3 protein-coding genes are annotated in these 20,856 nt (G+C 73.6%); all 3 read left to right on the top strand.

What is annotated here, in order from left to right:
• Positions 1-107: 107 nt before the first annotated feature.
• From FHR82_RS38875 to FHR82_RS38865, 3 genes are read left to right on the top strand one after another with little or no spacing between them, the layout of a single operon-like run.
• Entirely contained in the window at positions 108-14,930 is a 14,823-nt protein-coding gene (locus FHR82_RS38875) for a non-ribosomal peptide synthetase (protein ID WP_184815648.1), read from the top strand.
• Complete coding sequence (locus tag FHR82_RS38870) at positions 14,930-19,522, top strand: non-ribosomal peptide synthetase (protein WP_225944347.1); 4,593 nt, start codon at positions 14,930-14,932, stop codon at positions 19,520-19,522. Before FHR82_RS38875 ends, FHR82_RS38870 begins: the two co-directional genes overlap by 1 nt.
• Positions 19,519-20,841, top strand: coding sequence for a diaminobutyrate--2-oxoglutarate transaminase (locus tag FHR82_RS38865; protein WP_184815646.1), 1,323 nt, complete (start codon positions 19,519-19,521; stop codon positions 20,839-20,841). Before FHR82_RS38870 ends, FHR82_RS38865 begins: the two co-directional genes overlap by 4 nt.
• Positions 20,842-20,856 lie beyond the last annotated feature (15 nt).

The raw sequence follows: 20,856 nt of genomic DNA, 5'->3' as shown, positions 1-20,856 counted from the left end.
CGGACGGACACCGGGCGCCGGGCGCCCCTCCCCGGCACGACCGTGCCATGGAACCTCGAGCCGACACGGGAACGGTTATGGATTGGGACTGCTCTGTCGTTGACGCGGTGCGCCGCAACGTCGAAGAGCGCGGCACCGCCGTGCACTACGAGTTCCTCGCCGAGAGCGGGGCGACCGCGACGACGCTCGGCATCGCCGAGCTCGACGCGCGTGCGCGCGCGGTGGCCGTCGCCCTCGCGCAGCGGGCCCGGCCGGGTGCGCGGGTGCTGTTGCTCTACCCACCCGGTGAGCACTTCGTCGTCGGCTTCCTCGGCTCGCTGTACGCGGGCATGGTCGCGGTGCCCGTCTACCCGCCGGACCCCACGAGTCTCGAGCGCACGATGCCGCGGTTGCGTGCCGTGGCGCGGGACTCGGACGCGGCGATCGTCCTGTCGACCCGCCTCGTCGAGGCGTTCGCCACGGAACTGTTCGCGCACGCGCCGGAGCTGGCCACACTGCCCTGGCTGTCCACTGAGGACGCGATGGCCGAGGACGCCGACGGGTGGCGGCCGCCGGTGCTCGACGCCGACGCCGTCGCGTTGCTGCAGTACACGTCCGGCTCGACCGGCACCCCGCGCGGGGTGGTCGTGACCCACCGGAACCTGGTGGCCAACGGCCGTTCCATCGCGGGCAACTTCGGGCTCACCGGCGACGACGTCAATGTCTCCTGGCTGCCCTTCTACCACGACATGGGCCTGCTCGGCGGCGTGCTGCAGCCGCTGCTCAGCGGGATCTCGACGATCCTGATGTCCCCGCTGGACTTCCTGCGCAGGCCCATGCGGTGGCTCGAGACCATCGCCGCGCGCGGCGCCACCGCGAGCGGTGGCCCCAACTTCGCGTTCGACCTGTGCGTGAACAAGAGCACGCCCGCCGAGCGGGCCGGCCTCGACCTGTCCACGTGGCGGGTCGCGTTCTGCGGTGCGGAGCCGGTCCGGCACCGGACCATGACGCGGTTCGCCGAGGCGTTCGCGCCGAGCGGGTTCGACCCGTCCGCGTTGCTGCCGTGCTACGGGCTCGCCGAGGCGACGCTGTTCGTCGCCGGTGCCGGGCGCGGGAACGGCGTGCGGCGGCTCGTCGTGGACCGGGCGGCACTCGAGGGCGGCCGGGCGCAGGAGAGCGGCGACAGTGAGACCGGTGGCGACAGCGGCCAGGTCCTCGTGTCGTCGGGACAGGTGGCCATCGGGCACGACATCGCGATCGTGGACCAGGGGAGCGGTACCCGGGTCACGCCAGGTGCCGTCGGGGAACTGTGGGTGCGTGGTCCGTCGGTCGCGGCGGGTTACTGGAGGGACGAGGCCGCGACGGCGGCGACCTTCGACGCGCACCTCCCCGACGGCACGGGCCCCTTCCTCAGAACCGGTGACCTCGGGTTCGTGCTGGACGGGCAGCTCCACATCACGGGCAGGCTCAAGGAGATGATGGTCGTCCGCGGCCGGAACCTCTACGCGCACGACCTCGAGGAGACGGCTGTCCTCGCGTCGCCGCGGTCGCGTCCCGGGTGCGGCGCGGCGTTCTCGGTGGACACCGAGGACGGCGAGCAGTGCGTCCTGCTGCAGGAGGTCGCGGCAGGCACGCCGGACGAGGAACTCCCCGCGGTGGCCGACGCGATCGCCGCCGCGGTGCTGGCGGACTACGGCGTGGCGCTGCACGACGTCGTGCTCCTCGCGGCCCGCAGCATCGCGAAGACGTCGAGCGGCAAGGTCCAGCGCCTCGCGAGCCGGACGGCGTACCTCGCGGGCGCGGTCGAGGGCGAGAAGTACCGCCGGTCCGCCGTCCCCGCGACGGAAGGCCGGTTGTTCGCGGCCCTGTCGGGTGCCGCGCTGCGAGCGCTGCCGCCCGGGGAACGGGCCGACGCGATCGAGTCGGAGCTGCGCAGGTACGGGGACGTCCAGGACGGTCCGGCGACCGTCGCCGACCTGAACCTCGACTCGCTCGCGGCGGTCGAACTGGCCTTCGAGCTGGAGGACCGGCTCGGCGTCGTCCTCGACGCCGGTGACCTGCTGCGGCCGGAGAGCCTGCGCGACCTCGCGACCGTGATCGCGTCCCGGCTCACGGACACCGAACCGGACAGTGCTCCCGGCAGCGAACCGGGCAGCGAAACGGGGGCTGCCCCGGCGCCCGCGACCAGGACCGCCACCCTCGGGCCACTGTCCGCCGGGCAGGAAGCGCTGCTGTTCATCCGTGACCTGGAGGGGCCGGACTGCCGCCAGAACGTGTCCGTCTCGGTGCGCCTCGCCGAGCCGGTCGACGTCGGCGCGCTCACCGACGCGGTGCGCCTGCTCGGTGCGCGGCACCCGATCCTCACGTCGCGGTTCGGCACCGATGGCGGCCGCCGCACCCACCGGATCGACGGCGGGCGACCGTTCGAGCTGGCCGTCGTGCCGATGACGGGCGAGGAGACCGTCCTGCGCGCGCGGGTCGACGACCACGCGCTCGCCCCCTTCGACATCGAACACGGCGACGTCGCACGCGCCGCGCTGTTCACCGGGATCGGCGCACCTGTTCTCGTGCTCGCGCAGCACCACGCGATCACCGACTTCTGGTCGGTCGTCACGCTGCTCGACGAGCTGGCGACGATCTACGGCGCCGTGCTGGCGGGCACGACCCCACAGCTCCCGCCCGCCACCGGCTACGAGGAGTTCGTGCGCTGGCAGCAGGAGTACGAACGCTCCGCGCGCGGCGCGGCCGACGAGCGCTACTGGCTCGACCTGCTGGCGGGCGACGTGCACGCACCCGCCCTGCCGTACCGCGAGGGGAACGCGCACGACACGGGCGTCGAGCACCAGCGCGTCGTGGTGGACGCCGCGGTCGTCGCGGAGCTGGAGCAGGTCGCGGCCGAGGCGGGCACGACGCTGTTCGCGGTGCTGATGGTCGCCTTCGAGGTGCTCATGGGCGCGCACAGCGGCGAGTCGGAGTTCCTCGTCGGCGCCACGACGACGGGCAGGCCACAGGCCCGGTTCCGCAACACCGCGGGCTACTTCGCGAACACCGTCCCCGTCCGCGCCGACCTCGGCGGTGCCACCACGGTCGGCGACCTCGTCCGCGGCACCGGCGCGCAGTTGCGGAAGTCGTTGACCCACCAGCACTTCCCGTACGGCAAGCTCGTGGAGCTGCTGCGTGCGCGGGGCAACGCGGCGGCCGCGGTCAACGCCGCCGTCGTGTTCGAACGGCCGCAGGGCGCCATCGCGAGCGACGTGACGTCCGTGGTGTTCGGCGCCGGCGCCGCCTCGGCGACACTGCGCGACCTCACGCTGGAGCCGTTCGCCGTCGGTGAGCTCGCGACCCAGTTCGACATCACCCTGCACGCCATCCCCGTCGAGCACGGGCTGCTCGCGCACCTGCTGGTCCGCGCCGACCGGTTCGAGCAGGGCTTCGCCGGCGAGCTGGCGGCGCAGTACCTCGACCTGCTGGGACAGCTCGGCCGGCTGCGCGACGCGCCGGCCAGTGCCCTCCGCCTCGCGGGCACCACGGAGTCGCTCGCCCGCGCCGACGTCCCCGCCAGGGAACGGCCCGGGGTGACCTCGGTCCACGAGCTGTTCGAGTCGACGGCCGCGCTCACGCCCGACGCGGTCGCGCTCGAGGCGGCCGGCCTCGAAATGACCTACGCGGAGGTGGAACAGGCCGCCAACCGCCTCGCCAACGAGCTGCGGGGACTGGGGCTGCGGCCGGAGGACACCGTCGGGCTGTGCCTGCGCCGGTCGCCCGAGCTCGTCATCGCGATGCTCGCCGTGATGAAGTCCGGCGCCGCGTTCGTGCCGCTGGACCCGGCGCTGCCCCCGGCCCGGCTCGCGGACATGGTCGGCGACGCGCGGTGCGCGCGGATCCTCTGCCACGCCGGGACCGCCGAGCTGGCGGAGAAACTCGGCACCGCGATCCGGGTCGACGAGGACCGGCCGGGCTCCGGCGAGCGCCCGGACCTCCTCATCGGCGACGACAACCTGGCCTACGTGATCTTCACGTCGGGGTCGACCGGGCGGCCGAAGGGCGTGCAGATCCAGCACCGGTCGCTGCTGAGCTACCTGATGTCCTTCCTGGACGCGTTCGACGTCCGGCCGGGTGACCGGGTGCTGCAGTTCGCGCCGCTGACCTTCGACCCGTGCCTCGAGGAGATCTTCTCGGCATGGATCCGGGGCGCGACGCTCGTGCTGCGGGACGAGTCGGTGGTCGCGTCACCGGAGCGGTTCTGGTCGTGGTGCGCGGAACGGCGGCTCACCATGATCGACATCCCGACCGCGTTCTTCCACGTGCTCGTGTCCGCGCTCGACGGCGAGGTCACGGTGCCGCCGACGCTGCGCACGGTGCTGATCGGCGGCGAGGCGGCACACCCCGACAAGCTCGCGCGGTGGTTCTCGGCCGCACGCGAGCACGTCACGCTGTACAACCGCTGGGGCACCACGGAAACGACGGTCTGCTCGACGGTCGCGCTGCTCGGGCCGGAGTCGGGGCAGGTGGCGCGGGCCCGCGACATCTCCATCGGCGCGGACATGATCGACGCCGTGATCCACGTCCTCGACGCCGCGCTGCGGCCGGTGCCGGACGGGGTCGTCGGCGAGGCCTACATCGGCGGTGTCGGGGTGGGCCGGGGCTACGCGTCCGCGCCCCGCAAGACCGCGGAGCGCTTCGTCCCGGACCCGTTCGCCTCCACGCCGGGCGCGCGGCTCTACGCCACCGGCGACCTGGTGCGCCGCTCCGCCGACGGTGAGCTGCGCTACGTCGGCCGCGCGGACCAGCAGGTCAAGGTGCGCGGCTACCGGATCGAGCTCGGCGAGATCGAGGTGGTGCTGCGCCGCCACCCGGACGTCGTCGAGGCGGCCGTCGTCGCGTCGGGCGGTCCCGGTGCGGCGGAGCTGATCGCGGCCGTCACCGGCGACCTCGACGCCGAGACCCTCCGCGACTGGCTCCAGACCCGGCTGCCGAGCTACATGGTGCCCACCCGGCTCCTCGTCCTGGCGCACATCCCGCTCACCGCCAACGGCAAGGTCGACTCGGCCGCGCTGCGCGCCGAGGCACGTGCCGTCGTCCGCCCGGCCGCCGAGATGACCGGCACCGAGCGCGCGCTCGCGGCCGTCTGGTGCGACGTGCTCGGGGTCGACGGCGTCGGGCCGGACGACGACTTCTTCGCGCTGGGCGGGCATTCGCTGCGCGCGGCCGCGCTCAACACCCGCGTCCGCAGGGAGTTCGGGGTCCAGCCGCCGCTGCGGATGTTCTTCGAGTCGGTGACGGTGCGGGCCCAGGCGAGCCGCATCGACGAGTTGCTCGCCGAGGCCACCGATCCCGCGGTGGCGGAGTCCGCCGCCGCGGTGTTCGAGCCGCGCGTGTCGCCGGGGCAGCAGCGGCTGTGGTTCCTCGACAAGCTCGCGCCCGGGTCGAGCGCGTACGTCGTGCCGGGTGTCCTGCGGCTGTACGGCGCACTCGACCGCGACCGGTTACGGCGTGCCCTGGACCTGGTCGTCGAGCGGCACCCCGCCGTCCGGACCGGTTTCCGCGAGAAGAACGGACTCCCCGTCCCCGAGGTCCACAGTGGACTCGCCGCGCCGTTCGACGAGCTGGACCGGACCGCGGTGGCACCCGGACAGCGCGAGTCGGAGCTGACGCGCCTGGCGGGCGAGTACGCCACGCGGGCGTTCGCGGTCGACGAGCCGCCGCTCATGCGCGCGACACTCGTCCGGTTCGCCGAGACCGAGCACGCGTTGCTGCTGGCGTTCCACCACATCGTGTCCGACGGCCGGTCGATGCAGGTCCTCGCCGACGACCTGGCCGCGCTGTACGCGGGCGGCGAGCCACCCGCGCCCGCACACGACTACCTGGCATGGGCGCACGAGGAGCACGCCCGGCTGGAGTCGGCGGCCGGCCGCGAGGGCCTGGAGTTCTGGACGCGGCACCTCGACGGTGCGCCACCGGCCATCGACCTGCCCGTCGACCGGCCGCGGCCCGCGCTCCAGACGTTCCGCGGCGACCGGGTCCCGCTCGTGCTGAGCGCCGAGGACTCCGCGCTGCTGCGCGACCTGGCCCGCGAGCAGCACGCGACGGTGTTCATGGTGCTCGCCGCGTGCACGGCGTCCGCGCTGTCGCGGTTGTCGGGGCAGCGCCGTGTCGTCGTGGGCGTGCCCGACGCCAACCGCCCGGAGGACGGCAGGTACGACGACGTCGTCGGCTTCTTCGTCAACACGGTGCCGATGTGCTTCGACGTGCCTGCCGGTGACACCGCCAGGACGCTGCTGGACCGCACGCGGGCCACGGCCGTCGAGGCGATGGCGTGGAAGTGGGTGCCGTTCTCGGCGGTCGTCGAGGCGGTGGGCCACGACCGCGACCCCAGCAGGAGCCCGGTGTTCCAGGTGCTGCTGGACGTGCACACCGGCGCGCTGCCGTCGCCCGCGATGTCCGGGCTGCGCGCCGAGACGGCGCCGCTGTACACCGGCACCGCCAAGACGGACCTGACCTTCGAGGTCACCGACGACGGCGGCGCGCTGACCGGGTGGCTCGAGTACAACACCGACCTGTTCACCCCGGACACGGCGCGGCGCATCGCGGGCCTCTTCCGGGAGACCGCCGTCGCCATGTCGCGGCGGCCGGACCAGCGGATCACCACGCCGGGTGCGGCGGCGACCATCGCCCGCTGGCCGGTCACGGCGGTGACGAACGACGCGGCGGCGGACAAGACCGAGGTGTTCGCCACCCGCTTCGAGCGGGTCGCGACCGCGACACCCGACGCCGTCGCGATCGAGAGCGACGACCGCGTGGTGACCTACGGGGAGCTGCGCAGGCAGGTCGAGCACGTCGCGCGGGTCCTGGAGCGGCAGTACGACGTGGACGGCGGGGACGTCGTCGCGGTGTCGATCGAGCCGTCGGTCGACGCGGTCGTCGCCATCCTCGCCGTGCAGCGCTGCGGTGCGGCGTACCTGCCGGTCGACCCGGCCTACCCGGACGAGCGGCGTGCCTTCATGCTCGCCGACTCCGGGGCCCGCCTGCTGGTGACCGGCGACCTCGTCGCCGAGGCGCTGCGCAGGCCCCCGCTGCACGACCGGCTGCCCGCGCTGCACCCGGACACCCCCGCGTACCTGATGTACACGTCGGGCTCGACCGGCAGGCCGAAGGGCGTGGTGCTGTCCCACCGGGCGCTCGCGAACCTCGCGGGCGCGCAGGCCGAGTGCTTCGGGATCGGCTCCTCCTCGCGCATGCTCCAGTTCGCGAGCCTGAGCTTCGACGCCTCGGTCTGGGAGATCTTCCCGACGCTCGCCGCGGGCGGCACGCTGTGCGTCGTCGGCCGCGACCACGCGCTGGTCGGCGCGGAGCTCGCGGACACCCTCGCCGAGCGGGAGATCACCGTCTGCCTGCTGCCGCCCTCCGTGCTCGCGACGCTGCCCGCCCGCGACCTGCCGAACCTGCGGACCCTGGTGTCGGGCGGCGAGGCGTGCCGTGCCGAACAGGTCGACCGGTGGCAGCCGGGCAGGCGGTTCGTCAACGCGTACGGGCCGACGGAGTGCACCGTCGCGATCACCGCCGCGGACTGCGAACCGGGCCGGACGCCCTCGCTCGGCGCCGTGCTGCCGGGCGGGACCGCGTACGTGCTCGACGAGGACCTGCACCCGGCGGTGCCCGGCGCGGTCGGCGAGCTGTACGTCGGCGGCACCGGCCTGGCGCTGGGCTACCACCGCAGGCCCGCGCTCACCGCGGAACGCTTCCTGCCGGACCCGTTCTCCGCCGTCCCGGGCGCCCGGATGTACCGGACGGGGGACCTGGTGCGGGTGCGCGCCGACGGCGCCATCGACTACCTCGGCCGCGCCGACAGCCAGCTCAAGGTGCGTGGTTTCCGGATCGAGCCGGGGGAGATCGAGGCCGTGCTGCTGGCCCGCGACGACGTCTCCGCCGCGGTCGTCACCCGGCTCGACGCCGCGCTGGTCGCCCACGTCGAGAGCGCCGACGCGGCGCTGTCCCCCCGGGTGCTGGCCGAGGCCTGCGCCGCGGTGCTGCCCGCGCACATGGTGCCCGCCGCGTTCGTCGTGCGGCCGGAGCTGCCGCGGCTGCCCGGCGGCAAGCTCGACGTGCGCGGGCTCGAACGGCCGCGCCGGGGCGACTTCGCCGACGCGACGGCCACCGCGCTGGAGACCGGCACCGAACGGGTCGTCGGCCGCGTGTGGGCCGAGTTGCTGGCACTCGACGAGATCGGGAACGGCGACGACTTCTTCGCGCTGGGCGGTCATTCCCTGCTCGCGACCTCGGCCACCGCGAGGGTGAGCGAGGAGCTGGGCCGGGACGTGCCGCTGCGCACCCTGTTCGAGGTGCCCGTCCTGCGCGACTACGCCGCCCGCTGCGACGCCGCGGCGGTCCGGGACACGGCGAACGACATCGCCGCGCACACGCGTGCCGCGGCCGGTCCGCCGTCGGTCATGCAGGAACGGCTGTGGATCCTGGAGGAGCTCGACCGCGGCGCGGACGCGCATGCCGCGACCGGGCGCTACCACCTCGCGGGCGCGCTCCGGCTCACCGGCGAGCTGGACGAGGCCGCGCTGAACCGGGCCGTCGCCGCGCTCGTCGACCGGCACACGACACTGCGCACCGTCCTGGCCGACGACGACGGTGTGCTGACGCAGCGGGTGCGCGACCACGTCGAGGTGCCGGTGACCCGCACCGCGCTGACCGGCGCGACCGCCGAGGAGCGCCGCGCGGAGGCGGTCGGGGTGGTGGCCGGCGAGGCGAACACCCCGATGGACCTGACCGAGGGCCCGCTGCTGCGCCTGCGGCTGCTGGAGCTCGACCGCGACGACGCCGTGCTGGTGCTGACGCTCCACCACATCGTCGGCGACGGCTGGTCGATGGAGGTCCTCAAGCGCGACCTCGCCCACTTCTACGCACAGGAGACCGGACAGGCACCGGAGACCGGCCTGCCCGAGCTCGAGGTGACCTACGACCAGTTCGCGCGGTGGCAGCGCCACCGGCTCGACAACGGCGACCTGGACGACTCGATCGCCCACTGGTGCAAGCAGCTGGAGAACCTGCCCACGCTCACCCTGCCGATGACGCGGCACGTGGCCGGGCAGCCGTCCGGACTCGCGGACCGGGTCGGGACGGTCGTGGGGGACCGGCTGCGGTCGGACATCGAACGGCTCGCCTCGGACTCCGGCGCGACCGTGTTCATGGTGCTGGCCGCCGCACTGCAGGTCACCCTCGGCAGGCTCGCGGGCCAGGACGACTTCGCGATCGGCGCGCCCATCGCGGGCCGCGGGCGGCGCGAGGTGTCCGACCTCATCGGGTTCTTCATCAACTCGGTGGTGCTGCGCGCCGACCTGACCGGTGACCCGTCGTTCGCCGCCGTGCTCGACCGGGTCCGCACCGCCACCCTGGACGCCTACGAGCACCAGGACGTGCCGTTCGAGACGCTCGTCGGCAGGCTCGCACCGGAGCGCGACCTCACCACCACCCCGCTGTTCCAGGTCTACCTGAACATGCTCAACATCCCGCCGCACGAGGTCGCGCTGCCGGGGCTGTCGGTGGAGGAGTTCTCGGTGCCCGAGATCGGCACCAAGTTCGACCTCTCCTTCTACGTCCGCACCGAGGAGTCCGGGCTCGGCCTCGACCTCGTGTACGCCGCCGACCGGTTCGACGAGGAGTCGATGGACGAGCTGCTCGCGCAGTGGGTCCGCGTACTGGAGCAGGCGGTCGGCGACAGCGGGCGCGCGATCGGTGCGCTGCGCCTGGACACCCCCCGCGCGCGTGCGGTGCTCCCTGACCCGGCCGAGCCGCTCGACGCGGCCTGGCACGGCTCGGTCGTGGAGCGGTTCGAGTCCTGGGCCGAGCGCGAGCCGCGGCGCATCGCGATCACCGAGCCCGGCCAGGACCTCACCTACGGCGAGCTGTCCTGGGCGACCGCGGCGCTGGCGAGCGTCCTGACCCGGCACGGGGTGGAGAAGGGCGACGTGGTGGCCGTCTACGGCGACCGCTGCGCCTCGCTCGTCTGGGCGGTCCTCGCGGTCATGCGGACCGGTGCCGCGTTCGCGATCCTCGATCCGAGCTATCCGGCCGACCGCATCGCCGACTGCCTCGACGTCGCACGTCCGGTCGCCTTCCTGCAGCTGGAAGGTGCCGGCACGGTCCCGCTCGCCGTGGAGGACGCGTTGCGGCGCCACGATCCGCGCTGCCGTTTCGAGCTGCCGACCAAGCTCGCCGACGTCCGGCACCTCGTGCCGCAGGGCGCGGAACAGGCGAGCGCCGTTCCGGTCGGTCCCACCGACTGCGCGTACGTCGCGTTCACGTCGGGCTCGACCGGCAAGCCCAAGGGGATCCGCGGCGGGCACGGTTCGCTCACCCACTTCGTGCCGTGGATGGTCGAGCGGTTCGGCCTGCGCGACACCGACCGCTACAGCATGATCTCCGGGATCAGCCACGACCCGCTGCACCGCGAGGTCTTCACCCCGCTGGTGACGGGCGCGTGCATCTGCGTGCCCCTGCGGTTCGACGTGGAGACCCCGGGCAGGCTCGCCCAGTGGTTCCGCACCCAGCAGATCTCGGTCAGCCACCTCACGCCTCCGATGGCGCGGTTGTTCGACCAGCTGACCGTGGCACCGGGCACGCTGCCGTGGCTGGAACGCGTGTTCTTCCTCGGGGACACGCTGACGAGCCGGGACGTGCGTGCGGTGACCCGCATGGCGGGTTCCGCGACCTGCGTCAACCTCTACGGCTCGACCGAGTCGCAGCGCGCGGTCGGCTACCACGTCGTGCCCACCGCCGACGGCACCGCGGCCGAGGACCCGGGTGTCACCTACCCGCTCGGCCACGGCATGAAGGACGTCCAGCTGCTCGTCGTCAACGACGCGGGTGAGCTGGCGGGCATCGGGGAGGTCGGCGAGCTCGTCATCCGGTCGCCGCACCTCGCGCTCGGCTACGCGGGCGACGAGGCGCTCAGCGCCGCGCGGTTCGTCCGCAACCCGTTGGGCGGCAACGACTCCGAAGGCGCCGAGGCCGACCGGGCCTACCGCACCGGCGACCTCGGCCGCTACGCACCCGACGGGTCGGTCCTGCCCGTCGGGCGGGCCGACAACCAGGTCAAGATCCGGGGCTACCGGGTGGAGACGGACGAGGTCGCGCACGCGGTGCGGGCCGCGGCCGGGGTGCGGGACGCGATCGTCGTCGCCCGCGAGGACGCGGGCGGTGAGACCGGGCTCGTGGCCTACGTGGTCGCCGAAGCGGGCACGAAGGTCGTCGGCACGGAGGTGAAGGCGTACGTCCGCACCCGCCTGCCCGAGTACATGGTGCCCGCGTTCGTCGTGCCGCTCGAGTCGATCCCGCTGACCCCGAACCGGAAGGTCGACCGGGCCGCGCTGCCCGCGCCGTCGGTCGTGGGCGGCGCGCAGGAGGACGGGCCGCAGACACCGGTGTCCCCCACCGAGGAACTGGTCGCGGGTGTGTGGCAGGACGTCCTCGGTGCGCCGAGGGTGCTGCCCGACGACAACTTCTTCAACCTGGGCGGGCACTCGCTGATGGCCACGCAGGTCGTGTCCCGCATCCGGCGCGTGTTCGGCCGCGAGATCGCGCTGCGGACGCTGTTCGAGAAGCAGACGGTCCGCCAGCTGGCCGAGCACATCGACGGCATGGCGGGCGGCGCGTCGCGGACCGAACCGATCGCCGTGCTGCCGCGCGATGGCGCGCTCCGGTCGTCCTACGGTCAGGAACGGCTGTGGGTGCTCGACCGGCTCGAGGGTGACACGGGTGCCTACAACAGCTCCACGGTCGTCCGGCTGCGCGGCCCGCTCGACCGGCGGGCCCTGTCGGACACGTTGGCGAAGCTCGTCGAACGCCACGAGGTACTGCGCACCCGGCTCGTGATGCGGGACGGTGCGGTGTGCCAGATCGTCGAGGCCGCGGCCGACGTGACGATGCCGCTGGACTTCGTCGACCTGAGCGCGGACCACGGGGACAACGCCGCGACCGCCGAGGAGCGCTGGCAGGCCTGTGTGGCCGCCGCGTCCGCGCACCGGTTCGACCTCGGGGTGTCGCCGCTGGAGAAGGCGACGCTGATCCGCATCGGCGAGGACGACCACGTGTTCGTCCTGACGGTGCACCACGTCGTCGCGGACGGCTGGGGCCTCCAGGTGCTCGTCCGCGACTTCGCCCTGCTGTACCAGGCTGATCGCGACGGCACGGCATCGCCGCTGCCGCCGGTGGAGGTGCAGTACGCCGACTGGTCGAGCTGGCAGCGCGACCGGGTCGAGGGCGGCGACTTCGCCGGCCAGCTCGACTTCTGGTGCGACCGGTTGCGCGATCCCGCGCCGCTGCTGGAGTTCCCCGGTCAGCGCCCGCGGCCCGCCACGATGAGCAACCGGGGCCTGACGGTCCGCCGGGTGCTGTCGAGCGAGCTGGTGGACGAGGTCCGGCGCGTCGGTCGCGAGCACAACGCGACGCTGTTCATGACGCTGCTCGCCGCGTTCAACACCCAGCTGCACCGCTACGGCGGCACGCGGGACATCGCCGTGGCCACCCCGGTGTCGACGCGGTCGGTCGAGGTCGAGGACGTGGTCGGGTTCTTCGTCAACACGATCGTGTTCCGCAACCGGATCGCGGGCGACGACACGTTCACCGAGCTGCTCGAACGGGTCCGGTCGACCACCCTGGAGGCCTACGCGAACCAGGACGTCCCGTTCGACCGGGTCGTCGACGCGCTGCAGCCGAGCAGGGACCTGAGCCGCAGCCCGCTGTTCCAGGTCATGTTCGTGCTGCACAACGCGCCCTACACGGAGATCGAACTCGGCGACCTGAAGCTCGAACGGCTGCACACGGAGGAGGACACCGCCAAGTTCGACCTCAGCTTCGACCTCGCCGAGGAGCGGGACGGCCTGCACGCGACGCTGGAGCTCAACGCCGACCTGTTCGACCAGGAGACGGGGGAGCAGCTCCTCGACCACTTCGAGACCCTGCTGCGCGGCATCGTCGCGGGTCCGGCGACCACCATCGCCGGACTCGAGCTGCGCCCGGACGCCGAGGTGCGTGCGCAGGAAGCCCTGTCGGCCGGGCCGGCGCCGGAGCTGGGGCGCTCGCCCGCCGCGGCGCTCGAGGACTGGGCGCACCGCACGCCGGACGCGACCGCGGTGGTGGACGGGGACACCGTCTGGACCTACCGGGAGCTGCGCGACCTCGCCGCCGGAGTCGCCGGCGGACTCGCCGGTGCGGTCACCGGCGCCGAGCCCGCGGTGCTCGTGTGCGCCCGGCGTTCGGCGGCGCACATCGCGGCCGCGATCGCCTGCGGCGAGGTGGGGGCGACCTACGTCCCGGTCACCCCGGACTTCCCCGACCAGCGGATCGCGTCCGTCCTCGCGTTGCTCGGCGACGCCGTGGTGGTCACCGACGCCGAGCAGGCGGACCGCCTCGGCACGCTCGCCGGGCCGGACCGGCCCCGGCTCGTGCTCGACGACGTGGTGGCCGACCCCGCGCGGGTGCTGGGCGCCCGTCGGGGCCACGACCGCGAACGCGCCTACGTGATCTTCACGTCGGGTACGACGGGCGAGCCGAAGGGCGTCGTGGTCGAACAGGCCGGTCTGTGCAACCACCTCGAACTGATGGGGCACGACCTGGCGCTGTCCGAGCGGGATGTCATCGCGCAGACCGCGGGGCAGTCGTTCGACATCTCGATCTGGCAGATGCTCGTCGGCGTGACCCGCGGCGCGGCCACGGTCGTCAGCGGCGACGACACCAGCCGCGACCCGGACGCGCTCCTCGCGCTCGTCCGTGACCGGCGGGTCTCCGTGCTGCAGCTGGTGCCCGGGATGATCCGGGCGCTGCTGGACCGGGCGGGCGACTGGACCGACGACCGGGCCGTGGCGCACCTGCGGTACCTGATCGCGACCGGTGAGGAGCTGCCGCCGGACCTGTGCGCGCGGTGGTTGCGCCGCTTCCCCGGCATCCCGGTGGTCAACGCCTACGGGCCGGCGGAGTGTTCGGACGACACGCACCTCGCGCTGCTCACCGAGCCGCCGAGGACCGACCGCGCGCTCACCATCGGGCACCCGGTCGCGGGCGTGACCAGTCACGTCGTCGACGCGGACGGTGCGCGCCAGCCGTTCGGCGTGCCGGGCGAGCTCGCGATCGGCGGTCTCGTCGTCGGCCGCGGCTACCTCGGGGACCCGAGGGCGACCGCCGCGCGGTTCGTGCCGGACCCGTTCAGCCAGGTGCCCGGCGCGCGGCTCTACCTGACCGGTGACCGCGCCCGGCTGTCCCGCGACGGGCGGCTGGAGTTCCTCGGCCGTTTCGACGACCAGCTCAAGATCCGCGGGTTCCGCATCGAGGCCGCGGAGGTGGAGACGGCGCTGCGGGAGGTCGACGGGGTCACCGACGCCGTCGTCGTGCGAGGTGCCGACGACGAGAGCCTGGTCGCGTGCCTGGCGGGCACCGAACGCGACGCGGCGACGGTCGCCGACGCGCTCACGGCCCGGCTGCCGAAGTACATGATCCCGACCGGTTACGTGTTCCTGGACCGGTTGCCGCGCACCAGGAACGGCAAGATCGACCGGGCCGCGCTGCAGGGCGACGACGTGGTGGTCGAGCGGGTGCGACGGCGGTTCGAGCCGCTCGCGGGCCCGACCGAGTCGCTCGTCGCGGCGGTGTTCGCCGCGTTGCTCGGCGCGCCGACCGTCGGTGCGCTGGACAACTTCTTCGAGCTGGGCGGCCACTCGCTCCTCGCCACCCGGCTGGTGACGGAGTTGTCCACGCAGGCGGGTGTCGAGCTGCCGCTGCGGACCGTCTTCGAACGCGCGACCGTGCGCGGTGTCGCGGAGGCGCTCGAGGAGATGCAGCTGGCGAGCCTGACCGACGACGAGCGGCGCGAGCTGGAGGCGCTCATCGACGGTGTCACCGACGAGGAGGCGCGTGCCCTGCTCGCGTCCGACCACGAGGGAGACGCGTGATGGTGGACCTCGGGCAAGAACAGCACAGCTCACACCGGACCCTGTCCGGGCTGTCCGGCGCGAAGCGGGAACTGCTGGCCGCGATGCTGCTGGCCCGCGGCCGTGAACGCGGTGCGGCGCGGGTGATCCCGCGCCGCGACCCGGCGGTGCCCTGCCCGTTGTCCCGCGGTCAGGAGCTGCTGTGGGTGTCGGAGTCCCTCGCGGACGGGCAGCCGCTGTACAACGTGCCCTACGGCGTGCGGCTGGTCGGCGAGCTGGACGAGACCGCGCTGCGCACCGCGATCGACGGCATCGTCACCCGCCACGCGGTGCTGCGAACCGTGTACCGCGAACGGTCCGGCGCGACCGGTGGCGGCCTCGAACAGGTCGTGCTGCCGCCGCGCCCGCTCGCGTTCCCGGTCGAGCAGGTGGCGGACGAGGCGGCCGCGTTCGCCGCGGCGCAGCGCGAGGCGGCGGGCTCGATCGACCTGCGCACCGGCCCGGTGCTGCGCGGCAGGCTCCTGCGCATCACGCCGGAGGACCACCTGCTGGTCCTGGTCGTGCACCACATCGCGACCGACGCGTGGTCGGTCGGTGTGCTGCTGGGCGAGCTGGCCGAGCTGTACGACGCGGCCCGCGCCGGACGACCGTCCCGCCTGCCGGAGCTGGAGATCGACTACGCCGACGCCGCCGCGCACGAACGCGCCGGTGAGCCGGCCGACCACGACGGGCTCGTCGCCCAGTGGCGCGAGCACATGGCGGGCGCGCAGCCGCTCGCGCTGTCGCCGGGCGACCGGGGCGCCGCGAAGACGGGACAGCGCGTCCGCGCCACCTGGGACGCGGGGCTGGCCCGGGAGCTGGAGCGGCTCGCGGCCGCGCGGAGCACCACCGTCTTCAACGTCGCGCTCACCGCGTTCGCCGTGCTCCTGCACCGGTACGCCGGTGCGTCCCGGTTCGCGGTCGGCACGGTCATGGCGAACCGGAACCGGCAGACGGAAGGCCTCATCGGCTACTTCGCCAACACGGCGCCGGTCATGGTGGACGTGGCGCAGGAGGACCGGATCACCGACGTCCTCGCCAGGACCACCGACCGGACCCTGTGGGTGCGGGAACACCAGGTGCCGTTCGACGTGCTCGTCGAGGGCCTCGCGCCGAGGCGGTCGACGGCCGAGAGCCCGCTGTTCGACGTGATGTTCGTGTTCAACAACGGGCCCGCGCACGAGCTGCGGCTGCCCGGGCTGTCCCTCACCCCGGCCGAGCTGCACTCGAACACCGCGAAGTTCCCGCTCGACCTGTCCTGCGCGGTGACCGGCGACGCGGTCATGGTGTCGCTGGAGTTCGACGACTCGGTGCTCGACGAGGCCGCCGCGCACCGGTTGCTCGGCCACTACCACCGGCTGCTCACCGGGATGTGCGAGTCGCCGTCCCGCCGGGCCGGCGACCTGGCACTGCTGACGCCGGAGGAGCACGCGCTGGTCGTCGGCCGGTGGAACCGCACGGAGCGGGAGTTCCCGCGCGACCGGACCGCGCACGGCCTGTTCGAGGACTGGGCGGACCGCGCGCCGGACACCGTCGCGGTGGTCTGCGGCGACGGCGCGGTCACCTACGCCGAGCTGGACGCGCGCGCCAACCGGCTCGCCAACGCGCTGCTGGACCGGGGCTGCGGGCGCGGGGCACGCGTCGGTGTCTGCCTGGACCGCGGCATCGACCTCGTCGTCGCCCAGCTCGCGGTGGCCAAGACCGGCGCGGGCTACGTGCCGCTCGATCCCGCGTACCCGGCCGACCGGTTGCGGTGGCTGCTGGCCGACTCCGGCGCGCGGCTCGTGCTCGGCCGCGACGAGCGGATCACCTCGGACGACGTCACGGTCCTCGATCCGGAGGACGCGGCGGGCTACCCGGCCACGCGGCCCGGTGTCCCGGTGCGACCGGACGACCTGATGTACCTGATCTACACGTCCGGGTCGACGGGCCTGCCGAAGGGTGTCCTGCTCGACCACCGCGGGCGCGTCAACAACTTCACCGACTTCAACGACCGCTTCGGTGTCGGCCAGGGGGACCGGGTCCTCGGGGTGTCCGCGCTGGCGTTCGACATGAGCGCCTACGACGTGTTCGGCACCCTGATGGCGGGTGCAACCGTCGTGTTCCCGTCCGCCGAGGACGAGCGGTCGCCGGACCGCTGGCTCGAGATCGTCGAACGCGAGCGGGTGACCGTGTGGCACTCGGTGCCCGCCCTCTTCGGGCTGCTGGTCGAGGAGGCGGAGGTGAGGGCGGCGGCGCGGCCGGGTGCGCGCCTGCCGATCCGGCTGGTCCTGCTCGGTGGTGACTGGATCCCCCTGTCGCTGCCCGGCCGTGCCGCCGCGGTGGTGGACGAGGCGGCTCAGCTCGTCAGCATGGGCGGCGCGACCGAGGTGTCGATGGACTCGACGATCTACCTGATCGACGGCTTCGACCCCGGGTGGCGCAGCATCCCGTACGGCGCGCCGATGGCGAACCAGACCGCCTACGTGGTGGACCAGTCGCTGTCCCCGCTGCCGGTCGGTGTCGCTGGCGAGCTGTACCTCGGCGGCGTCGGCGTCGGGTGGGGCTACCACGACCGGGCGCGGGTGACCGCGGAGCGGTTCGTGCCCGACCCGTTCGGCGCGGTGCCCGGCGCCCGCCTGTACCGGACCGGCGACCGCGCGCGGTGGCTGCCGGACGGGAACCTCGAGCTGCTGGGCCGCATCGACTTCCAGGTCAAGATCAACGGCTACCGCGTGGAGACGGGTGAGGTCGAGGCCGCGTTGCGGGACCTCCTCGGCGGTGGTGCCGTCCTGGTCGCGGCCCACGGCCCGCGTGACGGCGCGAAGACACTCGTGGCCTACCTCGTCGCCCCCGACGCGGACGGTCCTGGCGACGACGAGCTGAAGCGTGCGCTGGCGGTCCGCCTCCCCGAGCACATGGTGCCCGCCGCGTTCGTCCGCATGGACGCGTTCCCGTTGACCCACAACGGGAAGATCGACCGCAAGGCGCTGCCCGCGCCGACGGCGGAACGCCGTGCCGGGCGTGGTCCCGCGACCGCGACCGAACGGCGGCTCGTCGAACTGTGGCGCGCCGCGCTGGCCACCGACGACGTCCCGGTCGACGTCAACTTCTTCACCCTCGGCGGCAACTCCATCGCGGTCATCCGGATGGCGAGCGCGGCGCGCCGCGCGGGGCTGGCGATCACGCCGCGCATGGTGTTCGCGCACCAGACGGTCGAGGCACTCGCGGCGGCACTCGACGAGGCCGGCACGTCCGGCGCCGCGGTGGCCGCCGCGCCTGCCGACGCCGACGCGGTGACACCGACCCAGCACCACATGCTGACGGTGCTCGACGAGGCGTGGGTGCCCGGCCTGTACCGGATGCAGTCGACGACCCAGCTTCCGTTCGAGGTGGACCCCGGGTGCTTCGTCACCGCGTGGCGCCTGCTGTGCGACCGGCACCCCGCGCTGCGCACGACCTTCCGCAGGGCCGGTGACGGCTGGCGCCGCGTCGTCGCCGACGAGGTGACGCCGCTGATCGACGTGCTCGACTGGCGGGACCGGCCCTCGGCCGCCGACGACCTGGTCGACCTCATGGAGACCGTGCGCGCAGAACCCGTCGACGTCGCGGTGGCACCCCTGTGGCGGGTGTGGCTCGTGCGCGGGCCGGACTCGTGGTGGATGGGCCAGGTCCAGAGCTACCTGCTGGCAGACGGCTGGTCGAACCTGGTGCTGCTGGACGAACTGCTGGCCCTGTACCTCGCCGCCGTCACGGGCGGGCAGGCCGAACTGCCGGAGGTCCCGGTGGTCGGCACGCTCGGCGACGACGCGGACCCGGTCGCGGACGCCGCCTTCTGGCGCGGCCAGCTCAGTGGTGCGAGCCCGTCCCGGCTCGCGGCCGCGCCCGGCACACACGGGCCGTCCCGGTTCCGCCGCCGGGCCGCACGGCTCGACCCCGAGACCGGGGAAGGGTTGCGTGCCCGCGCGGCAGAGCACGGGCACACGTTCTCGACGGTCGTGTGCGCCGCCTGGGCGCTGCTGGTGTCCGAGCGGCTGGCACGCGCCGACGTGACGGTCGGGATCGTGTCGGCAGGCCGCGACTTCGCCGTCGACGGCGTCGAACGAGCGGTCGGCATGTTCGTCGCCGCGCTCCCGGTGCGGGTCGCGGTCGACGCGGGCGAGTCGCTGACCGCGCTGTTCGACCGGTTCCAGCTCGCGCGGGTCGAGGGCGCCGAACACGCCGCGGTCGACACGGGCACGGTGCAGCGCATGGGTACCGGTGACGGCCCGCTGTTCGACTCGGTCGTCGTGGTCGCCAACTACCCGGTGTCGGCGGCGTTGCGGGCACAGCAGTCCGCCGACGCCGCCGCCGACGGCGACGCGGGGGCCGGGGAACCGGACGGCACCCGCAACCAGACCGAGTTCTCGCTGCGGCTCGACGTCACCGACGACGAACGGCCCCGGGTCGTCCTGTCCTACTACGCCGACCGCCTGCGTGACGGGGAGGCCGAGCGGTTGCTCGACGACTACCTCGCCGTGCTCGGCTCGATCGCGGAGGCGGGCGCGGGCGACCCCGCCGGGATCCCGCGCAGGAGAATGGGAGATCACCGATGACCGAACTGGTGGCCGTGGCAGCCCCGACCACTGACCCGCTCGGCGCGTTCGAGGAACGCGAGTCCGTCGTGCGGTCCTACTGCCGCGCGTTCCCCGCGGTGTTCGCCGCCGCGCGGGGTTCGACGATTTTCGCCGAGGACGGCGTGGAGTACGTCGACTTCTTCTGCGGGGCGGGCGCGCTCAACTACGGGCACAACCACGAGCACATCCGGCGCCGGGTGATCGACCACCTCGAGCGCGACGGGCTGGTGCACGCGCTGGACTGCTATACACCGGCCAAACGTGACTTCCTCGAACGCTTCGGTCAGGAGGTCCTCGAACCCCGAGGGCTGTCGCACCGCGTGCAGTTCTGTGGCAGCACCGGCACCGACGCCGTCGAGGCGGCTCTCAAGCTCGCGCGCAAGCACACCGGCCGCGCGAAGGTGATCGCGTTCTCCGGGGCCTACCACGGGGTGAGCCGCGGCAGCCTCGCCGCGACCGCCGACCTCGGGCTGCGCAAGGCGGCCGGCGTGCCGCTCGACGAGGTGGCGTTCGTGCCGTTCCCGGTCGGCCCGCAGGGCGGTTTCCCCTCGGTGGCGCTGATCGAGCGGATGCTCACCGACGACCTGTCCGGCGTCGAGCTGCCCGCCGCGGTGATCCTCGAGGTCGTCCAGATGGAAGGCGGCGTCTACCGGTTCCCCGACGCGGACCTGCGTGCCCTGCGCGAACTGTGCGACCGGCACGGGATCGTGCTGATCGTCGACGAGATCCAGGCGGGCTGCGGCCGCACCGGTGACTTCTTCTCCTTCGAGCGAGCGGGGATCGTGCCCGACCTCGTGACCGTGTCGAAGTCGATCAGCGGTCTCGGCCTGCCGATGTCCATCCTGCTCATCCGCGAGGGCATGGACTCGTGGGACTCTGGGGACCACCCCGGCACGTTCCGCGGCAACCAGTTGGCCTTCGTGGCCGCGTGCGCCGCGCTCGACCTGTGGCAGCGCCCGGAGTTCCTCGCCACCGCGCGGGACGGCGCCCGCCTGCTGCGCGACTTCTGGCGGGACAACCCGTTGCCGGGTGTCGAGGTGCGGTGCGAAGGGCACGCGGCCGGGATCGACCTCACCGCCGTCGGCGGCCGCGCCGCCGCGAACGCCGTGGTGTCCCGCTGTTTCGAACGCGGACTGGTCGTGGAGTCCACCGGCCGCGGCAAGGCGGTGGTCAAGCTGCTGCCCGCGCTGAACATGGACCTCGCCGTGCTGAGAGCCGGCTGCGAGCTGATCCGTGACGCGGTCCGGTCCGTGCTCCCCGCCGAGCCGCCACCAGATTCCCGCGTGCGTCTCCGCTGATCGCCCGGGCACCAA

Origin of the sequence: Actinophytocola algeriensis (genome assembly GCF_014203735.1) — a bacterium.
GTDB classification, from domain to species: domain Bacteria; phylum Actinomycetota; class Actinomycetes; order Mycobacteriales; family Pseudonocardiaceae; genus Actinophytocola; species Actinophytocola algeriensis.
This window is presented reverse-complemented; position numbering and strand designations above follow the sequence as displayed.